The sequence below is a fragment of the Novosphingobium sp. TCA1 genome (genome assembly GCF_009811895.1).
In the GTDB taxonomy this organism is placed as follows: Bacteria; Pseudomonadota; Alphaproteobacteria; order Sphingomonadales; family Sphingomonadaceae; genus Novosphingobium; species Novosphingobium panipatense_A.
Window position 1 is genome coordinate 12,782 of sequence record NZ_BLJH01000040.1, and the last position, 16,259, is coordinate 29,040.

Below are 16,259 nucleotides of genomic sequence, written 5' to 3' on the forward strand. Positions count from 1 at the left end.
CCCTTTCGACCTTCACGGGGCGAGCTAGGCAGCGGGGATTACGCTTGTGTGACATTTTGTGGATTTTGCGGTTTAATTTGGCATTATGTGTGGGTTTGTGGAAATAAAGCCACTTGAAACCACATGGCAAGCCGTCCACAGTTCGGAGGCGAGGCCCGGTAAAGTGCCGGGACGGGGGACAGATCGTGATTCAGGCAGACCGCATCGCGGGCATACTCGCGGCATTGGAAGAGCAGGGCTCGTCCTCGATCGCCAGTCTGGCGGAACGCTTCGACGTGTCCGAGGAAACCATCCGCCGCGACGTCCGCCAGCTGGAGGGCGGGGGCCGTGTCATCAAGGTTCACGGCGGCGTGACCTTGCCCGTCACGCGGCTGGAAGCACCTTATCGCCGCCGCCTGCGCGACCAGGTGGAGGCTAAGCGCGCGATCGCCCGCTGCGCCGCGGGTTTCGTGGAAGAGGGCATGACCCTTTTCGTCGATTCCGGCACGACATCGTTCTGGGTGGCGCAGGAACTGGGGCATTTGCGCGATCTCGTGCTGGTGACCAACAGCCTTGAAGTCGCCTCCGAAGCGCTGGGCCGGGCGGAGCACCGGGTGTTCTTTGCAGGCGGGGCGATGAACGTGGACTATCGCTCGGCTTTCGATGCCGATGCGGTCGGCTATGTCCGCCGCTTCGTGCCCGATGTGGCGGTGCTGTCGATGGGGGCGATCGAGGCGGAGCGCGGATTCCTCGATTTCGACCCGGACGAGGCGGCTTTCAAGCGGGCCGTGCTCGATCGCGCGCGCCGGGTCGTGGTGGTGGCCGATCACGGCAAGTTCGCGCGGCGGGGCACCGTTCATGTCGCGGACTTCGGGCAAGTCCACGATCTCGTGACCGAGCAAGCGCCGCCCGGCCCGGTCGCCGCGGCGGCTGGCGCCGGCGGTACCGCGCTTCACATTGCGGCACGGCCTTGCGAGGGCGGCATTTCCTGACGGGCGGGCCGCCGCAGGAACAGGGCGAGCGATGCCGGAATCGCGATGGCCAGTACCGCACAGGTCGCGATGCAGCCCTCTGCATAGAAGGTGACCGCGCGGGGATGCGGATCCCCGTCCAAGCTGAAGGCCAGCATCAGTGCAAGGCTGCCGCAATAACCGAAGGCGTCGGCGACATAGATCAGGAAGCCTGCATTGCCGGGATAGCGGGTGAAGGCCATGATCCGTTCGAACAGCACGGCGCTGAACGGGGCATGGGCAAGGTAGAGGCCGGTGCCGCTGAGCGTGATCCATGCCACCGGCCCGATCAGCCCGAGCCGCCATGCCAACGTGGAAAGGCCCAGGATCGCCGCGCCCGTGAAGATCAGGGCGTAGACCGCCACCAGCGCCGCCCGGTTGCGGCGGATCCATCCGATCGCCGCCAGGCCCAGCAGCACTGCGAACGTGACGGGAATCTCCGTCTCCAGAAACAGCGTGGGCGAGCGACCGTAGCCCAGCTGCTCCCACATGTCGGCGGCAAAGTTGTCGCGGTAGTCGCGCAGCGCCACCAGCAGGCCGTAGCCCGCCAGCAGCAGCGATAGACCGACCCAGTGCAGCGCCACGAAACGCCGCCGCGCCGCGCCGTCCATCGCCACGCGCTCGCCCCGGGCGTGCCTGTCCTTTTCGTCGGGCGGGGGAATGGCCGCCAGAACCTGCAGGGCGATGACCAGCAATGGGGCGAAAAGCAGCCCGATCGCCGCAGGCATCCAGGTTTCGGGCACGCCTTGCAGCAGCAGCACGCCGCCCACCGCCTTGACCAGCCCGGAAGAGACGATGAAGCTGGCCGAGAGGATCGTGGTCAGCACTTCGGTCAGTCGCCGTCCTTCGAGGTAGCTGACGACCAGCCCCCAGATCATGCCCAGCGGCAGTCCGTTGGCGACCATGCAGTAGGGCGCCAGCCTTGCGGGCAGCAGCGCCATGCCCAGCAGCGCCAGCCAGGATATCCCGATCAGGCCCAGGATCAGTCCTTTGCGCCCGGCGCCGCGCTGGACCGAGACGACGCGGATGCCGATGATTTTGGAACAGGCATAGCCCAGCGCCTGCGCCATGATCACGGCGCTTTTGAAATCGATGCCCCACGACGCGGCCTGTTCCGAAAAGGTCGCCACGGCGATCGGTTTGCGGAAGGCGTACATGGCCAGATAGACCCAGAACGCGGCGATTCCCGCCGCGATCAGCTTCGACGAAGTCCCTGGACTGTTTGCCGGCGGCCCGCCGGGCGAAGATTCGGGTAGCATGCCGAGCGCCTAGGACAGACTCTTGACGGTCTCATGACCAAGCCTTGGCGGGGCGGCCTAGGCGTATTAGGGGGCGCGGTTGAGAGCTCGCAGGATGCGTCGGCACCCGGCTTGAAAACGCTTCAATCGGCAGGAATATCGGTAATGACAGTGGCAAAGGACCTGATCCAGCTCGGCAGACTGGTCGCCGCGCAGCACGGCTGGGCGGAAGCCAAGGCTTTCAAGGCCTATGAGATGACCGATGCCGACAAGGCGCGGCTGGCGGGCTGCGTGGTCGAGATCCTGAAAGTGTTTCCCAGGGATGCGGAATGGTCGGCGTCGATGGCGGCCTGGCTCAGCGCGGCGCTGGCGGTGCAGCTCGAACGCCGCCTCTCGGCGCCGGTCCATGTCGTCACCGGCGTGCTTTCGGTGGAAGGCCTGCCGGTCTACGGCAGCCGCGAGGGCGCCAAAGAGCCTGTCGTGGACGGCGAGGAATTTCGCGGAAGCGGGCACGTCTGGGTCATGGTCGGGCCTTTCGTCGTCGACGTGGCCATGTTCCGCGCGGCTGCTTCCGCCCGTTGCCCCGCCGAATTGGCGCGGCATGTCCATTCGGTGTTCGGTCAGGACAAGGGCGTTTACGTCGATCACTGGCGCCGCACGCGGCAATCGGGCCTCGGCTACGAGCCGCAATATGTGCTGAGCCGCGACGAAGTGACGCGGCTCATGGGCGGAGCCTACCGGCTGATCGCGCCGGAATAGGTGGCTATTCCTTAAGCCCCTATTCCTTCAGACCAAGGCCCTTGAGCGCCGCGAAGGGGCCGCTGTCTTCCGGCGTGCCGATCCCGGCGGCCTTGCGCGCCTTGTCGGCTTCCGGCCCGGTCAGGAAGGGATCGATGGCCAGCGCCAGGCTCTGCGCCACCGCCTCGCCGAGGTCGATGTGGGTGCCGGAATATTCGATCTCGTCGCAATCGTCCGAATCGAGTTCGATTTCCTCGTCCGGGGTGTGATCGCCCGCTTCGGGAACGAAGCGGAAGAACACCGGCTCGTCCAGCGAGACGGCGATATCCTCGGCCGAGACGGCGCAGGCCTGGACATAGTCGGCGGTGACCCGGCCGCGCGCCTCGACCTTGCGGTCCTTGCGCTCCAGCTGGAGATCGGCGGTCAGCCGGTCGATCCGCACCAGGCCGAAGCGTTCAGACAAGGACCGGCGCTCGGCCTCGTCGGCCTCGACATGGGCGGGTTTGCCTTCGGCCTGCCGGATATCGACGCGGCGGGAGAACTCGGGCTTGAAATCGGGTGTTTCGGTCATCGCGCAATGCTCGCGTTCAGGAGATCTTGGTCGGAAACGGCATCGAGCTGCTCGGCCAGCGCCCGGACATGGGCGGCCAGGGCGATCCGGTCGGCGCCATCGTTCAGGGTCATGTTGCGGCCCAGCACTTCGGCCAGGGCTTCGTCGCCCATGGGCAGCGCCTCACGCAAGGCGCCCAGGCGGCCGCCCAGCACGCTCATCAGCTTGCCCATGCGCTTGCCGACGACGAGATCGCCGACGCCGGACTGGCGAAGCTGGCCGTCCATATCGTCCACGAACAGTTCGGTGAGGTGGACGGACGGCGTGATCAGTGCGCCGCCCCGCTCCATGCGCAGCATGACGAGGGCAAGCACCAGTGTCACCGCATCGAACCGTCCCGCCACGGTATCGGCCACGCCGAAGCTGGCATACCAAGGCTTTTCGCGGGCGATCTCGACCACGCGGTGCCACAGCGGGCGAACTTCGGCGCGCGGATCGGTGTGTTTGCCGACGAGACGGGAAAGCAGGGACATCGTGCAGTCTGACCTTTCGTTCATCGGCAATTCAATCGACCTGCCCCAACGCCCATTGCGTGACGGGCTGGCGGGCTCTAAGGCTCGGTGCCGTTATCTGGCCGATATATGGGCCCTGCGCCGGGTGGCAATGCCTGGCGATGGGCCAGGCCCCGAATGGAGTGGGAAAATGCGCAGTTACGGTCACATGGCTAAGGCGGCAGGCATCGCGCTGGCGCTGGCTGCGCTGACGGCAGGATGTACTTCGGTTCGCGATCACCGCGGCTACCTGATCGACCAGACCCTGCTCGATTCGGTGCAGCCCGGCATCGACAACCGCCTCTCGGTGGAAAAGACCCTCGGCCGCCCGACTTTCGTCAGCCAGTTCGGCGAGAAGGACTACTACTACATCTCGCAGACGGTGAAGACGCCGCCGTTCCGCCGCCCGCAGACCTCCGAGCAGACGGTGCTGCGCGTGCGCTTCGACCCGGCGGGCAATGTCGTCGGCGTCGACAAGCGCGGCATGGAGCAGGTGGCCCGGATCAGCCCCAACGGCGACACCACGCCGACGCTGGGCCGTCATCGCGGGTTGCTGGAAGACCTGTTCGGCAATATCGGCCAGGTCGGCGCATCCGGCATGGGCAGCCCCGGCGGCCCGACCGGCCCTGGCCCCAACGGCAGCTGATTTCGGGAAACCTGGCGCGGCTCGTCTGATCGCCCTGCAAAAACGTCCGCAAGCCCAACCGGGTTTCGCGGACGTTTTTTGTTGCGGATGCGACATGGAATGGTGCGCGTTCACCGCTTGAACCGTGCGAACACGGTCATATATCCGCGGCATGGATAATAGCGGGGCTAGCCACGGCCTGATCCAGTGGCACGGAACGACGATCATCGGCGTTAAGAAGGGCGGCAAGACCGTCATCGCCGGTGACGGGCAGGTCTCCATGGGCAATACGGTGATGAAGCCCAATGCGCGCAAGGTGCGGCGCATCGGTGACGGAAAGGTGATCGCGGGCTTTGCCGGCGCCACCGCCGATGCCTTCACCCTGTTCGAGCGGCTGGAACGCAAGCTGGAGCAGCATCGCGGCCAGCTCATGCGCGCCGCTGTCGAACTCGCCAAGGACTGGCGCACCGACAAGTATCTGCGCAACCTGGAAGCGTTGATGATCGTGGCCGACGCGGACACCCTGCTGGTGCTCACCGGCAACGGCGACGTGCTTGAACCCGAGGGCGGGCCGGACAGCCAGATCACCGCGATCGGCTCGGGCGGGAACTATGCCCTCGCCGCCGCCCGCGCCATCGACGGCTACGAGACCGATGCCGAACAGATCGCGCGCCGCGCCATGGCGGTCGCCGCCGACATCTGCGTCTTCACCAACGACCGCGTCACGGTCGAGACCATCTGAGATCGATCACATCATGAAAGACAACCTGACCCCCAAGGCGATCGTCCGCGCGCTCGATGACCACATCATCGGCCAGAGCGAGGCGAAGAAGGCCGTCGCGGTTGCCCTGCGCAATCGCTGGCGGCGCCAGAAGCTCTCGCTCGACCTGCGCGACGAGGTGACGCCCAAGAACATTCTCATGATCGGCCCGACGGGCTGCGGCAAGACCGAGATCAGCCGCCGCCTGGCCAAGCTGGCCGACGCGCCCTTCGTGAAGGTGGAAGCCACCAAGTTCACCGAAGTCGGCTATGTCGGCCGCGACGTGGAGCAGATCGCCCGTGACCTCGTGGAAGAAGCGATCCGGCTGGAAAAGGACCGTCGCCGCGAATCCGTGCGCGAAGCCGCATCCAAGGCGGCGATGGAGCGCCTGCTTAATGCGCTCGTCGGCGAAGGCGCTTCGGAGGCCACCCGTGCCTCGTTCCACCAGCGCATCACCGAAAACGCCATGAACGACACCGAAGTCGAGATCGAGGTCGAGGACAGCCCCTCGGCGCCGATGGAGATCCCGGGCATGGGCGGCTCGGTCGGCATGATCAACCTCTCCGACATCATGGGCAAGTTCGGCGGCCAGAAGCTGAGCCGCCGCAAGATGAAAGTGCCCGACGCCTGGGACAAGCTGGTCGACGAAGAGTCGGAAAAGCGCATGGACCAGGATGACGTCGCCCGCACCGCGCTTGCCAATGCCGAGACCAACGGCATCGTCTTCCTCGACGAGATCGACAAGATCGCCGTTTCCGACGTGCGCGGCGGCTCGGTCAGCCGCGAAGGCGTGCAGCGCGACCTGCTGCCGCTGATCGAAGGCACGACGGTGGCCACCAAGTACGGCCCGATGAAGACCGACCATGTGCTCTTCATCGCCAGCGGCGCGTTCCATGTGGCCAAGCCCAGCGACATGCTGCCCGAACTCCAGGGCCGCCTGCCGATCCGGGTGGAGTTGAAGGCGCTCACCGAAACGGACTTTGTGCGCATCCTTTCGGAAACCCGCGCCAACCTGGTGGCACAGTACAAGGCGCTGCTGGCGACCGAGGAAGTCTCGGTGGACGTCACCGAAGGCGCCGTGGGCGAAATCGCCCGCATCGCCGCCCTGGTGAACGAAACCGTCGAGAACATCGGCGCCCGTCGCCTCCAGACGGTCATGGAAAAGCTGCTGGAGGAACTCAGCTTCGAGGCCGAAGACCGCAAGGGCGAGACCGTAACCATCGACGAGGCCTATGTCCGCGAAAAGCTGGAAGGCCTGGCAGGCAACGCGGACCTTTCGAAGTATATCCTCTAACTCTCATAAAACTTACGTCGTCCCGGACTTGATCCGGGACGACGTGAATTTGTTCCTTGAATGTTCCAGAAGATCGATTAGCCTCCCCGCATCAGAGGGAGATTCGCTATGACGCTCGAAGGTGGATGCCAATGCGGCGAGGTTCGCTACACCGTTGAAGGCGCGCCGGAGCATGTCGCGCTTTGCCACTGTGCCGATTGCCGCAAGTCGTCCGGCGCGCCGACCGTGGCCTGGGCCGCCTTCAAGACGCCGGAATTCAGGCTGACCGCGGGCGAAGCCTCGGTCTACAACTCCAGCGGCTCGGCCATGCGCCACTTCTGCCCGCGTTGCGGCACCGGGCTATGGTATGCCAACGAGGAATACCTTCCCGGCCTGATCGACATCCAGGTCGCCACCCTCGACGACCCCGACGCCCTCCCGCCTCAGGCCCATATCCAGGTGGCCGAACGGATCGGCTGGATGAAGGATATCGCAGGCCTGCCTGAATTCGAACGCTATCCGGGATAATGCGCCGAGATGAATCGGCCGGGATGAGTATGGAGACCGCTCGATCGGACTCGCTATGCTGCGGGGAACTGGAACTTGACCGTGACGGCGCCTGTCTCGTTCCCGGCTGTGCGCTCCCTGTGCTTGGCATAATCGAGCAGGCGCTCGCGAAGTGGCCGGATGGCAGGGCGGGGCTGCGCATTTCCGGCGATCCTGAACTGGCGGAAATCCTCGGGCCGCAAGGACCGATCGGCGCGGCGGTCAGCCATGCCGGCGGAGCGGGGATGAAGCCGGTGAGGGCGGTGCTGTTCGACAAGAGCGACCGGGCGGACTGGTCGCTTGGCTGGCATCAGGATCGCACGATTGCCGTCATCGACCGCTGCGACACGCCCGGTTTCGGGCCGTGGACAGTCAAGCAGGGCATCCAGCATGTGGAGCCGCCTTTCGCGCTGATCGAAGCGATGCTCACGGTGCGCATCCATCTCGATCCGGTCGATGCGGACAATGCGCCGCTGCTCGTGGCGAGGGGGTCACATCGGCTTGGGCGCGTGCCCGTGGACCGGGTTGAGCAGATCGTGGCCCAGTCACAGGTTCATACCTGCCTGGCGGAGGCGGGCGATCTCTGGCTCTACCGCACGCCTATCCTTCATGCGTCCCATGCCGCCCGGCCGGGAAGGCGCAGGCGGGTGCTGCAGGTCGATTACGCGGCCGGGGGCTTGCCAGCGGGGCTGGAGTGGTTAGGCATCTGACTTTCGAAATCGAGAGAGATGCCTGAATGTACCAGACTCCCGAAGACCGCCCGATCTACCGCCTGTTGACTGGCGCCGACGACCGCGCCTTTTGCGAGCGGGTGTCCGAAGCCCTGGCGCAGGGCTGGCGGCTCTATGGTTCGCCGTCGCTCTCATGGGATACCGCCGAGAACTGCATGAAGGCGGCGCAGGCCGTCGTCTGGCACGAGGCCGACGTCGTGAAGTGAGAGGGGCCGGGCCGGGGAACCGGCCGCTTCAGCCGGTCCTCTTCAGCCGGTCAGGGCCTTCGGCGCGAACTCCTTAGCATCGTCGTCCAGCGCTTCCTCAAGCTGAACGAGATCGACTGCGAAGGGGCGCTGCTTGTGCGGATAGATGGCGGGCCAGCCCCGGAACTGCACGTCTTCGTCGAATTGCGGGATCAGTTGGACATAGCGGCCGACCTTGTGGCCGATCCCGACCGGAAAGTGATCGTGGTAGACATGGGGCGGCATGATCTCGATGACCGTCGAGGTCGTTTCCTTCAGGGCCAGGAAGGCGAGCGCAGCGCCGTGTATGGCGATCACCCGGTCGGCGGCCTGCATCCGTGCGATCTGCTCGGGAATAGGGTGGTCTTCCAGATAGAGCACCGAAAAGCCGCGTCTGGTCAGGAAGACCTCCAGCTCTGCGCCGTTCGTAGGCGCGCGCGGCCCTCGGCGCGAGACGAAGACATTGTGGGGGCCGTTTCCGGCGGCAAGATGGTCTTCGTAGACTTCCCCGGTGTAGCTGTAGAGCGGCGCGTCGAACCGGGCATCGATCCCGAACTGTGCCAGCCCTCGCGATAGCCGGAAGCTCAGCCGTTCCCCGGCGACCGGCCGATAGGTGCAGACCGGTTCTATGCCGAAATGGCGCAGCAGTTCCCGGAAGGGGGGCTGGAGCGGGCGGAAGACGCAGGCGATGTCTCCCAGCGCGCGCCGGGCCGCGAGGCATAGCGGCACGATATCCATCAGCAGGTGCGAGATGTTGTTGGGCTCGATATGGCGGGTATCGAGAAAACGCCCGAGCCGGATCGGCCGGCTCCACCGGCTGATCGCGCGCTTTGTGAATGCCCGGACGCCAGGGCCTTCAAGGTCGGCCTTGCGTTTCGAAACGGCGTGGTCCGACAGCAGGGTCAGGGCCGCGAAGTCCATCGGCCTGCCCACGGCCAGATCCAGACGCCGATCGCCAACCAGAAGCCGGACCGGCACAGGTTCCTGCGGCGCGATGGGCTGGACGAAGTGCGCGGTATAAGGAGGGCTGGAAACGAGCATCTTTCCCCGCCGGTGATTCAAGCGAAAGCATTGTTCCGCCGACCGGCCGTGACGACAATCCGTCGTAATGCCCTAGGTATAATGGGAAGATTATTGGGGGAAGGGTTATTGGGAGAGCGTGTCGGCGCGGAGGTCAGGGTCGTTGACAAGCTCGGCGGCGCCCTCGGTGGCTTGCGTGACCGGCTGGACGGCAGCAGGCGCTTCCGGCTGCGCGAACACCGGACCCGCAATCATGGCCGCAGGGATGATGGGTGCCAGGCTCGCCATGGACAGAAGAATGGCAGACAACGGGGGCAATTTCACGCGGGTCGGACTCCGAGGGCGAGGATCATCCCTGCGGAACCCCCAAGCGGGCCTGAGGTTCCCGACCATTGCCTAACGATTGCATTATTGCGCGGCCTCGATCATCGCTTCCGCTTCGGCGGCCTGTCGCGCCCACATTTCCGCATAGAGCCCGTCCTGCCGCAGCAGTTGGCCGTGTGTGCCGCTTTCGGCCAGGCGCCCGTCGTTGAGCACCAGAATGCGGTCGGCATCGGCAATCGTCGAGAGGCGGTGGGCGATGGAAAGGCTGGTGCGGTTTTCGGATACGCGGTGCAAGGTGGCGAGGATGTCCTGCTCGGTGCGGGTGTCGAGCGCGGAGGTAGCCTCGTCCAGCAACAGGATCGGCGGGTTCTTCACCAGCGTCCGGGCAATGGCCACGCGCTGCTTCTCGCCGCCGGAAAGCTTCAGGCCGCGTTCGCCCACTTCCGTGTCGAAGCCCTGCGGCAACCGGTCGATCAGGCCCATCAGCGCCGCGCCGCGCGCCGCCGAGAGGATATCGGCCTGGGTGGAATCGTCGCGGCCGTAGCCGATATTGTAGCCGATGGTATCGTTGAACAGCACCGAATCCTGCGGAACGATGCCGATCGCGGCTCGCAGGCTGGCTTGGGTCACCCCGGCGATGTCCTGCCCGTCGATCAGGATGCGGCCTTCCTGCGGGTCGTAGAAACGGAACAAGAGCCGCGCGAGGGTGGACTTGCCCGCGCCGGAGGGGCCGACCACGGCGAAATTCTGCCCGGCGGGAACCTCGAACGAGAGGCCCTTCAGGATGCGCCGGTCGGGCTCGTAGCCGAACAGCACATTGTCGAAGACCACGGAAGGACGGTTAATCACCAGGGCGGGCGCGCCGGGACGGTCGGAAACTTCCTGCGGTTCGTCGAGCAGGCGGAACATCTCCGCCATGTCGATCAGCCCCTGGCGGATCGTGCGATAGACCATGCCCAGCATGTCGAGCGGGCGGAACAGCTGCGTCAGGTAAGTCTGCACGAAGACCAGCTGGCCTGCCGTGTATTCGCCCTTGTACCAGCCCCAGACGGTATAGCCGAGTGCGCCCGCCATCAGCAGGTTCACCACCACGCCCTGCGCGATGTTGAGCAGGCCGAGTGAATTCTCGCTCTTCACCGCCGCCACCGCATAGGCGCGGGTGGCCTGCGCATAGCGCTCCTTCTCGCGGTGTTCGGCGGAGAAATACTTCACGGTTTCGTAGTTGAGCAGCGAATCCACGGCGCGCGCCAGGGCCTGCCCGTCGAGCCGGTTCATCTGTTCGCGCAGCTTGGTGCGCCATTCGGTGATCGTGCGGGTCACCCAGATATAGGCGGCGATGGCCAGGGCCGTGGCCACGACCAGGCCGGGGCCGAAGTTGAGGTAGAAGATCACCGCCACGACCAGCAATTGCAGGATGGTCGGCGCGATGTTGAACAGCATGAAGTAGAGCATCGTGTCGATGCTCTTGGTGCCGCGCTCGATCGTCTTGGTCACTTCGCCGGTGCGCCGGGCGAGGTGGAAGCGCAGCGAGAGCCGGTGGAGCTGGCCGAAGACGTTTTCCGCCAGTTCGCGCGTGGCGTCCTGGCCGACGCGTTCGAACACGATGTTGCGGAAATTGTCGAAGGCGGTCTGGATCAGGCGCCCGGCGGCGTAGCCGAGCACGGTCAGCATCGCCAGCTGCACGAGCTTGGGGCCGGTTGCGCCCATCAGGTCTACCGCCCACTTCATCAGGTAGGGCAGGGCCAGCTGGGTGGCGGTGGACAGCAGGATGAACACGCAGGCCCAGACGATCCGCCAGCGCAGGGCCGGATTTCCGGCAGGCCAGAGATAGGGCATGAAGCGCAGCAGGGTGCGCCAGCCATCGTGGCGGGCGCGCGAATCGGAAACGGCGGTGTCTGGCGGCATCGGCGCTATTTAGGGCGTAGACGCCGATAGACAATCGCAGCGGACCGCCTTGCCCTGGATAGAACCGCCCCTCACGAACCCTTCGGCATGTCGAACAGGATGCGCCGCGTCGTGAAATCGATGGCGATCCGCTTGAACGCGCGCAGTTCCCGCATGCCGAGGAAGATCGCCGGGCGCTTCTGCAACTTCAGTTCGCGAAATGCGGGCGCATCGGCAAAGGCGATCAGCACGTTGGAGATGTTGACGTCGTCGATCTGCAATTTCCGCGCGAAGCCCAGCCCTGCCGGCAGTTCATGGCCCGTCACCGAGAGCAGGGTGGTATTGCCCGCGAACTTGTCGCGGATGGCATGTTGCAGGGCGAGGTTGCCGATCGTCGAGCTGGCGCCGGTATCGATGACCACGTCGGCGCGGATGCCGTCGATCAGGGCATTGGTCATGATCAGGCGCCCGGCCTTTTTGTGGGCGCGCACGACGATTTCGTAGCCGCTGCTGCCGCCCAGGCTCTGGGCATCTCCTATCGCGATCGTGTTCTTGGTGAAGTCCAGTACGACCCGCTGGTCCTGCAGGCTGTCGGTGCCGACGATGCCGTCCGCGCCGATGTGATGGCGTTCGAGCAGCGGCACGGTAAGGCCGGGATAGGACTTCTCGCCGATATCCAGCGAATAGAGCCGCGCGGTGGCGACGCTGCTCACGCCGCCCATGCTGATCACCCGCACCGGCGGCCCCTGCGTAAGGCCCAGCGTGCCTGCCAGCGCCGATGACACCACGGTCGTCTGCGATCCGGTGTCGATCAGGAAGCGATAGGGCCCGCGCCCCTCGATCCCGACGGCCACGGTCATGCGGTCGTCGTCGTCGGCCTGGGCCTGAATCGGGGAATCGCCCTGGATCGCGGCGTCCAGCCCGGCTTCGAAGTGCTGGATGCCCACTTTCGGGATCTGCACGGCAAGGGGCGCGGGCGGCGGGGCTGGTTGGTCAGGATGGGGCTGGGCCGCAGGAGGTTGCGCAGGCGCAGTTGGTGAACCTGAAGGCTGTAGGATCGCAGGCTGGGCGCCCAGAATCGCCAGTTCGGCGAACATGAGCGTCAGCCCTAGGGCTGCTCCTGGCATCGTTCTCTCCGGCGCATCGCTATCTTGCGGATGTCGCAGGGGCGATCATACCACCGTGCGGGGGCGCGTACCAATCATTCCGTAGCGGTGCGGTCCCGATCCGGGGCAGGCGTCGCCGCGGGAAGCGTCATGAAGAACGGGTCGTGCGCGGCGGCAACCTTGCGCATGAACCAGTCGCCGCTCGCGGCCACTTCGGGAAGGTCGTGAGCATCCAGCAGGCGGGGGCTGGAAGCCCCGCCGGGAAAGCGCACGAAGCGGCGGTTTCCGGCAATCCGGCCCGAAAAATGGCGTGCTATCAATGTCGGCACGACATGTTCGTCGCTGCAGAGCGTGCCGTTCAGCCGTCCGCTTCGCAGCAGCAGCGGCAGCTCGCGGGCCAGCACGGCCAGCGCGTCCGCAGGCAGGGTCCACCACTGCGAGCCGTAGGCCCATGGTCCGAACGGCTGTGCGCGGGCACGGCCGAGCTTCTCCCGGGTGCCGTCCAGCCAGCGCGACAGGCGGCGCAGTTCCCAGGTCAAGGCATAGGCAAGGCGGTCCCGCGCGGGATCGAGTCGCAGCCAGCGCGTGTCGAACCGGTATGTCTGCATGCGCTCCGCCATGTGGCCGGGCCGCACTTCGACATGGCAGAGATCGCCCGCAAGTGCGGCGGCCAGATCGGCCCGTGCGATCGTCGGCCAGTCGGCGCCGCTCAGGAGGTGGGCATGGTCGCAGCCGATGCGCACGGACTCGCGCACCAGCTTTTCGGTGGCGGCAACCTGGCTCCAGTGGCCCCAGCGCACCGCCACCGGATCGGGCACGAGATGGACGCGGCCGGGCGGTCCAGGCAGGCTCCGGCGCAAGGCGCTCCACAGCGCCGAGCGGCGATCGGCGTGGATCACCGCGAAATCGTCGTTATCCGGGCCAAGCAAGGTTTCGATCAGGCGCTGGAGCTGCTCCGGGCCGTCGTGGGCCAGCAGCAGATAGGCCATCCGCATCAGCCTGCCCGCCGTGACAGGATCGGGCGCGAGAGCGCCTCGGCCATCATCCGCACTTCCTTCCAGGCGGGATGGCGCGTCGCCATGAGCGCGGCCAGCCAGGCGAGCACGCCTGCCCCGCTCAGCGCCAGCAGGGCGATCAGGCCTGGCTCCAGTCCCTGCCAGCGCGCAATGGCCAGCGGTACACCGGCGGCCAGCGCGCAGAGGCCGCTGCGGGCATAGACATTAATCAACGCGCCGAAGCGGAATCCGATCAGGCGCCCCAGATAGATCGCATAGATCGCCCACCACACCGCGCCGTAGACCACGCGGCTGATGCCCGCCGCGTCGAGGCTGATGAAGCACCCGGCGGTCAGGATCACTACGGCGGCAAGGGTATCCAGCAGGTTCACCCAGACGAGCCGCCTGATCTGGCCGAGCAGCAGCGGCACGTCCATCTGGAGCGGGATCGCCACGAAGAAGATCTCGCCCAGCGCGGTCCAGCGCAGCAACGGGGCGGAACCCATCCAGTTGGGGCCATAGAGCAGCATGACCAGCGGTTCCGCGGCCAGCGCCAGCCCGACCATCGCCGCCCAGTTGAGCGCGGTATAGCAGGCCACGAGGTGGAGATAGGGCTCGGCTAGCGGCTCTCCGGCGTCGCGCTTGCGGGCGAAGGCGGAATAGAACACGCTGCCGATGGCGCCGGTAACGAGCGTGGTTAGTTGCCCGGCCAGGGCGCTGGCGCGGCTGAACAGGCCGGTCGCGGCGATGCCGAGCAGGCGCCCGACGATCAGGTCCTGCGAACGCTGGCCGATAGCGGCGCTGGCGCTCAGCACGAAGGACATCGAACTGAACCCCAGCATCGGCCGCACCGAGCCGGTGTCCTTGGGCAGGCGGGGCCGCACCGGCCGGTGCAGATTGGCGATCGCGGCCCGTGCAATCGCGGTGGCCAGCACGCCCCAGGCAAGCGAGGATGCGCCGAAACCGCAGGCGGCCAGCGCTATTGCAGTGCCGTTCCCCGCCAGCGCGCTTCCGGCATTGACTTGGAACAGGGTCCGAAAGTCCATCTCGCGCACCAGCAGCGCGGCCGGGACGGTGGCATAGGGCGTGACGAGATAGGACGCGGCGATCAGCCAGAGCAGCGGCGCGATCGCGGGCTGGGCATAGAAGTGGGCCACCAGCGGCGCCGCCACCGCGACGACGGCGGCCACGGTCCACCCGATCGTCACGGCAACGGCGGCATAATGCGGCAGGGCGGCCGGGCTCATTTCGGGCTGGCCGGAGATGAAGCGGGTTATGCCCAGGTCTTGGAAGATCGAAACCAGCATGGCGGCAGCCAGCGCGATCGAGAACAGCCCGACATCGGCGGGCAGCAGGAACAGGCGGGAGATGACGACGCTGGCGATGAACTGGATCGCAAACGTCGCATATTGTGCGGCGAGCGACCAGAGCGCAGCGCGACGAACGGACATGGGCTCAGTTCCGGGCCAGTGCGGCGGCAAGCCGCAAGGCGCGCAGCGGTTCGCCGAAGCGCACGAGCCGGGCCACCGTCCGCCAGAGGCCTTCGCGGCGCCCGCCCTCGCGAACGTGATCGAGCAGGATCTCGAACCCCTTGTCCCGCATGGCGGCGGGCGACCAGCGCAGGCTCAGCGCCACCCGCTCGCGCGCCATCCGGGAGATGCCCGGTCTCGCAAAAAGCGTGTCGAGATCGTCGATGGCCGGAAGCCGGGCAAGATTCTCGGTCGGATCGGGACGCCCGGCGCGGCGTTCCTCCCAGGCCAGGCGGGCGATCACGGAACCGATCTGCTGTTCGGTGGAATGGCGGGCGGAAACCTGGTCGGGATAGCGGCGATAGCGCAGCAGCCGCTCCGGGATATTGCCCATGTGCGTAACGCCGGAGAGCCGCAGCCAGAGGTCCAGATCCTCGCAGTGCCGAAACGCGGCGTGATAACCGCCGACGGAAAGCACGACATCGCGGCGATACATAACGGCGGGATGGCAGATCAGCTGCTCACCCTGCTCGATGGCCGCCAGCATGTCCTCATGAACCAGCGGGTGATCGGCGCCGCTGCGGACAAGGGCCTCGCCATGTTCGCCGATATCCTCGCTCCAGCTTCCGACGACGCCGTAGTCGGGGTGGACGGCAAGGAAGGCCACTTGCTTTGCGAAGCGGTCGGGATGGCAGATGTCGTCCGCATCCATGCGCGCCACGAGCGGCGCCTGCGCCATATCCAGCAACTGGTTGAGACTGGCGACAAGGCCGCGGTTCTCCCGGATCACTGGGCGAACGCGGGAATCGGCCTCGGCATATTCCCGGATGATATCGGGCGAACGGTCGGTGGAACCGTCGTCAAGGACGAGCAGTTCGAAGTCGCCAAAGCTCTGTCCGAGCACGCTCTCCAGCGCGAGCGGCAGGAAGCGCTCGCCATTGTAGACGCTCATCGCAACGCTGATGGCCGGCTTCGGCATGAACTTTTCAGGTCTCCATTCGGGCAGCCTTCAAGGTGCGCTCTTCGATTCCGGCCCTAAGCCAGGCTGGTAAAGAAAGCGTGAGGCGATGTCTCGCGTGGCGTTGCGGAAGGCGGATCGGACGGCGGGGTTGATAATCGGCGCTTCGTTCCCATCTCTGTCAGGCGAATGAGGCCCGCGCGTTGGAAAACGGTCATTTTTTGAAAGAAGTCATTTTTTTGAAATTAGCGTGTTGACCGAATCATATGCCCCGCTTA

18 protein-coding genes are annotated in these 16,259 nt (G+C 66.0%); 8 read left to right on the forward strand and 10 right to left on the reverse strand.

The annotated features are described in order from the left end of the window. Positions 1-185: 185 nt before the first annotated feature. Positions 186-971, forward strand: coding sequence for a DeoR/GlpR family DNA-binding transcription regulator (locus NTCA1_RS25090; protein ID WP_236549571.1), 786 nt, complete (start codon positions 186-188; stop codon positions 969-971). On the opposite strand, the gene NTCA1_RS25095 is transcribed toward NTCA1_RS25090, so the two are convergent. Continuing rightward, the gene (locus NTCA1_RS25095; RefSeq protein WP_159832163.1) at positions 932-2,248 is read right to left on the reverse strand and encodes a DUF5690 family protein; all 1,317 of its coding nucleotides are present in this window, start codon (positions 2,246-2,248) and stop codon (positions 932-934) included. The two genes, NTCA1_RS25090 and NTCA1_RS25095, sit on opposite strands and share 40 nt — an antisense overlap. Before the next feature lie 144 nt (positions 2,249-2,392). Between NTCA1_RS25095 and NTCA1_RS25100 the strand changes: the two genes are divergently transcribed. Further along, a complete protein-coding gene (locus tag NTCA1_RS25100; protein WP_159832164.1) occupies positions 2,393-2,986 on the forward strand; it encodes a hypothetical protein in 594 nt (197 codons plus the stop codon). Between the two features lie 19 nt (positions 2,987-3,005). On the opposite strand, the gene NTCA1_RS25105 is transcribed toward NTCA1_RS25100, so the two are convergent. After that, positions 3,006-3,536, reverse strand: coding sequence for a DUF177 domain-containing protein (locus NTCA1_RS25105; protein WP_159832165.1), 531 nt, complete (start codon positions 3,534-3,536; stop codon positions 3,006-3,008). Next, entirely contained in the window at positions 3,533-4,048 is a 516-nt protein-coding gene (locus NTCA1_RS25110) for a ubiquinol-cytochrome C chaperone family protein (RefSeq protein WP_159832173.1), read from the reverse strand. Before NTCA1_RS25110 ends, NTCA1_RS25105 begins: the two co-directional genes overlap by 4 nt. A 169-nt stretch (positions 4,049-4,217) precedes the next feature. Between NTCA1_RS25110 and NTCA1_RS25115 the strand changes: the two genes are divergently transcribed. From NTCA1_RS25115 to NTCA1_RS25140, 6 genes are all read left to right on the forward strand, one after another. Continuing rightward, entirely contained in the window at positions 4,218-4,712 is a 495-nt protein-coding gene (locus NTCA1_RS25115) for an outer membrane protein assembly factor BamE (protein WP_086493745.1), read from the forward strand. 151 nt (positions 4,713-4,863) lie between these two features. Beyond that, positions 4,864-5,433 (forward strand): ATP-dependent protease subunit HslV, encoded by a 570-nt coding sequence (hslV, locus tag NTCA1_RS25120; RefSeq protein WP_031342706.1) that lies wholly within the window; start codon positions 4,864-4,866, stop codon positions 5,431-5,433. A 13-nt stretch (positions 5,434-5,446) separates the two neighbouring features. Beyond that, positions 5,447-6,745 carry an ATP-dependent protease ATPase subunit HslU gene (gene hslU / locus NTCA1_RS25125; protein WP_159832166.1) on the forward strand — a complete coding sequence of 433 codons (1,299 nt, stop codon included), beginning with the start codon at positions 5,447-5,449 and terminating at the stop codon, positions 6,743-6,745. Positions 6,746-6,853: 108 nt separating this feature from the next. After that, entirely contained in the window at positions 6,854-7,252 is a 399-nt protein-coding gene (locus NTCA1_RS25130; protein ID WP_159832167.1) for a GFA family protein, read from the forward strand. Between the two features lie 23 nt (positions 7,253-7,275). Further along, the gene (locus NTCA1_RS25135) at positions 7,276-7,980 is read left to right on the forward strand and encodes a phytanoyl-CoA dioxygenase family protein (RefSeq protein ID WP_236549572.1); all 705 of its coding nucleotides are present in this window, start codon (positions 7,276-7,278) and stop codon (positions 7,978-7,980) included. 26 nt (positions 7,981-8,006) lie between these two features. Next, a complete protein-coding gene (locus NTCA1_RS25140) occupies positions 8,007-8,207 on the forward strand; it encodes a DUF1737 domain-containing protein (protein ID WP_021235064.1) in 201 nt (66 codons plus the stop codon). 42 nt (positions 8,208-8,249) lie between these two features. Here the strand turns inward: NTCA1_RS25140 and NTCA1_RS25145 are convergent, their stop codons facing one another. From NTCA1_RS25145 to NTCA1_RS25175, 7 genes are all read right to left on the reverse strand, one after another. Next, positions 8,250-9,266: a glycosyltransferase 61 family protein gene (locus tag NTCA1_RS25145; protein ID WP_159832168.1), complete on the reverse strand. Its 1,017-nt coding sequence runs from the start codon at positions 9,264-9,266 to the stop codon at positions 8,250-8,252. Between the two features lie 105 nt (positions 9,267-9,371). Then, positions 9,372-9,554 (reverse strand): hypothetical protein, encoded by a 183-nt coding sequence (locus tag NTCA1_RS25150; protein ID WP_133085378.1) that lies wholly within the window; start codon positions 9,552-9,554, stop codon positions 9,372-9,374. A gap of 99 nt (positions 9,555-9,653) precedes the next feature. After that, complete coding sequence (locus NTCA1_RS25155; protein WP_086493739.1) at positions 9,654-11,474, reverse strand: ABC transporter ATP-binding protein/permease; 1,821 nt, start codon at positions 11,472-11,474, stop codon at positions 9,654-9,656. Between the two features lie 71 nt (positions 11,475-11,545). Next, a complete protein-coding gene (locus tag NTCA1_RS25160) occupies positions 11,546-12,580 on the reverse strand; it encodes a retropepsin-like aspartic protease (protein ID WP_236549573.1) in 1,035 nt (344 codons plus the stop codon). A gap of 74 nt (positions 12,581-12,654) precedes the next feature. Then, positions 12,655-13,554: a beta-1,6-N-acetylglucosaminyltransferase gene (locus NTCA1_RS25165; RefSeq protein ID WP_159832169.1), complete on the reverse strand. Its 900-nt coding sequence runs from the start codon at positions 13,552-13,554 to the stop codon at positions 12,655-12,657. Next, positions 13,554-15,005: an oligosaccharide flippase family protein gene (locus NTCA1_RS25170; RefSeq protein ID WP_159832170.1), complete on the reverse strand. Its 1,452-nt coding sequence runs from the start codon at positions 15,003-15,005 to the stop codon at positions 13,554-13,556. Before NTCA1_RS25170 ends, NTCA1_RS25165 begins: the two co-directional genes overlap by 1 nt. 4 nt (positions 15,006-15,009) lie before the next feature. Beyond that, the gene (locus tag NTCA1_RS25175) at positions 15,010-16,002 is read right to left on the reverse strand and encodes a glycosyltransferase (protein WP_159832171.1); all 993 of its coding nucleotides are present in this window, start codon (positions 16,000-16,002) and stop codon (positions 15,010-15,012) included. Between the last annotated feature and the right edge of the window lie 257 nt (positions 16,003-16,259).

Coding starts and splice junctions, on each gene's coding strand:
- NTCA1_RS25095 (WP_159832163.1), bottom strand. CDS start 2,248: ATGCTACCCGAATCTTCGCCCGGCGGGCCGCCGGCAAACAGTCCAGGG.
- NTCA1_RS25100 (WP_159832164.1), top strand. CDS start 2,393: ATGACAGTGGCAAAGGACCTGATCCAGCTCGGCAGACTGGTCGCCGCG.
- NTCA1_RS25105 (WP_159832165.1), bottom strand. CDS start 3,536: ATGACCGAAACACCCGATTTCAAGCCCGAGTTCTCCCGCCGCGTCGAT.
- NTCA1_RS25110 (WP_159832173.1), bottom strand. CDS start 4,048: ATGTCCCTGCTTTCCCGTCTCGTCGGCAAACACACCGATCCGCGCGCC.
- NTCA1_RS25115 (WP_086493745.1), top strand. CDS start 4,218: ATGCGCAGTTACGGTCACATGGCTAAGGCGGCAGGCATCGCGCTGGCG.
- hslV (WP_031342706.1), top strand. CDS start 4,864: ATGGATAATAGCGGGGCTAGCCACGGCCTGATCCAGTGGCACGGAACG.
- hslU (WP_159832166.1), top strand. CDS start 5,447: ATGAAAGACAACCTGACCCCCAAGGCGATCGTCCGCGCGCTCGATGAC.
- NTCA1_RS25130 (WP_159832167.1), top strand. CDS start 6,854: ATGACGCTCGAAGGTGGATGCCAATGCGGCGAGGTTCGCTACACCGTT.
- NTCA1_RS25135 (WP_236549572.1), top strand. CDS start 7,276: ATGAGTATGGAGACCGCTCGATCGGACTCGCTATGCTGCGGGGAACTG.
- NTCA1_RS25140 (WP_021235064.1), top strand. CDS start 8,007: ATGTACCAGACTCCCGAAGACCGCCCGATCTACCGCCTGTTGACTGGC.
- NTCA1_RS25145 (WP_159832168.1), bottom strand. CDS start 9,266: ATGCTCGTTTCCAGCCCTCCTTATACCGCGCACTTCGTCCAGCCCATC.
- NTCA1_RS25155 (WP_086493739.1), bottom strand. CDS start 11,474: ATGCCGCCAGACACCGCCGTTTCCGATTCGCGCGCCCGCCACGATGGC.
- NTCA1_RS25160 (WP_236549573.1), bottom strand. CDS start 12,580: ATGCCAGGAGCAGCCCTAGGGCTGACGCTCATGTTCGCCGAACTGGCG.
- NTCA1_RS25165 (WP_159832169.1), bottom strand. CDS start 13,554: ATGCGGATGGCCTATCTGCTGCTGGCCCACGACGGCCCGGAGCAGCTC.
- NTCA1_RS25170 (WP_159832170.1), bottom strand. CDS start 15,005: ATGTCCGTTCGTCGCGCTGCGCTCTGGTCGCTCGCCGCACAATATGCG.
- NTCA1_RS25175 (WP_159832171.1), bottom strand. CDS start 16,002: ATGCCGAAGCCGGCCATCAGCGTTGCGATGAGCGTCTACAATGGCGAG.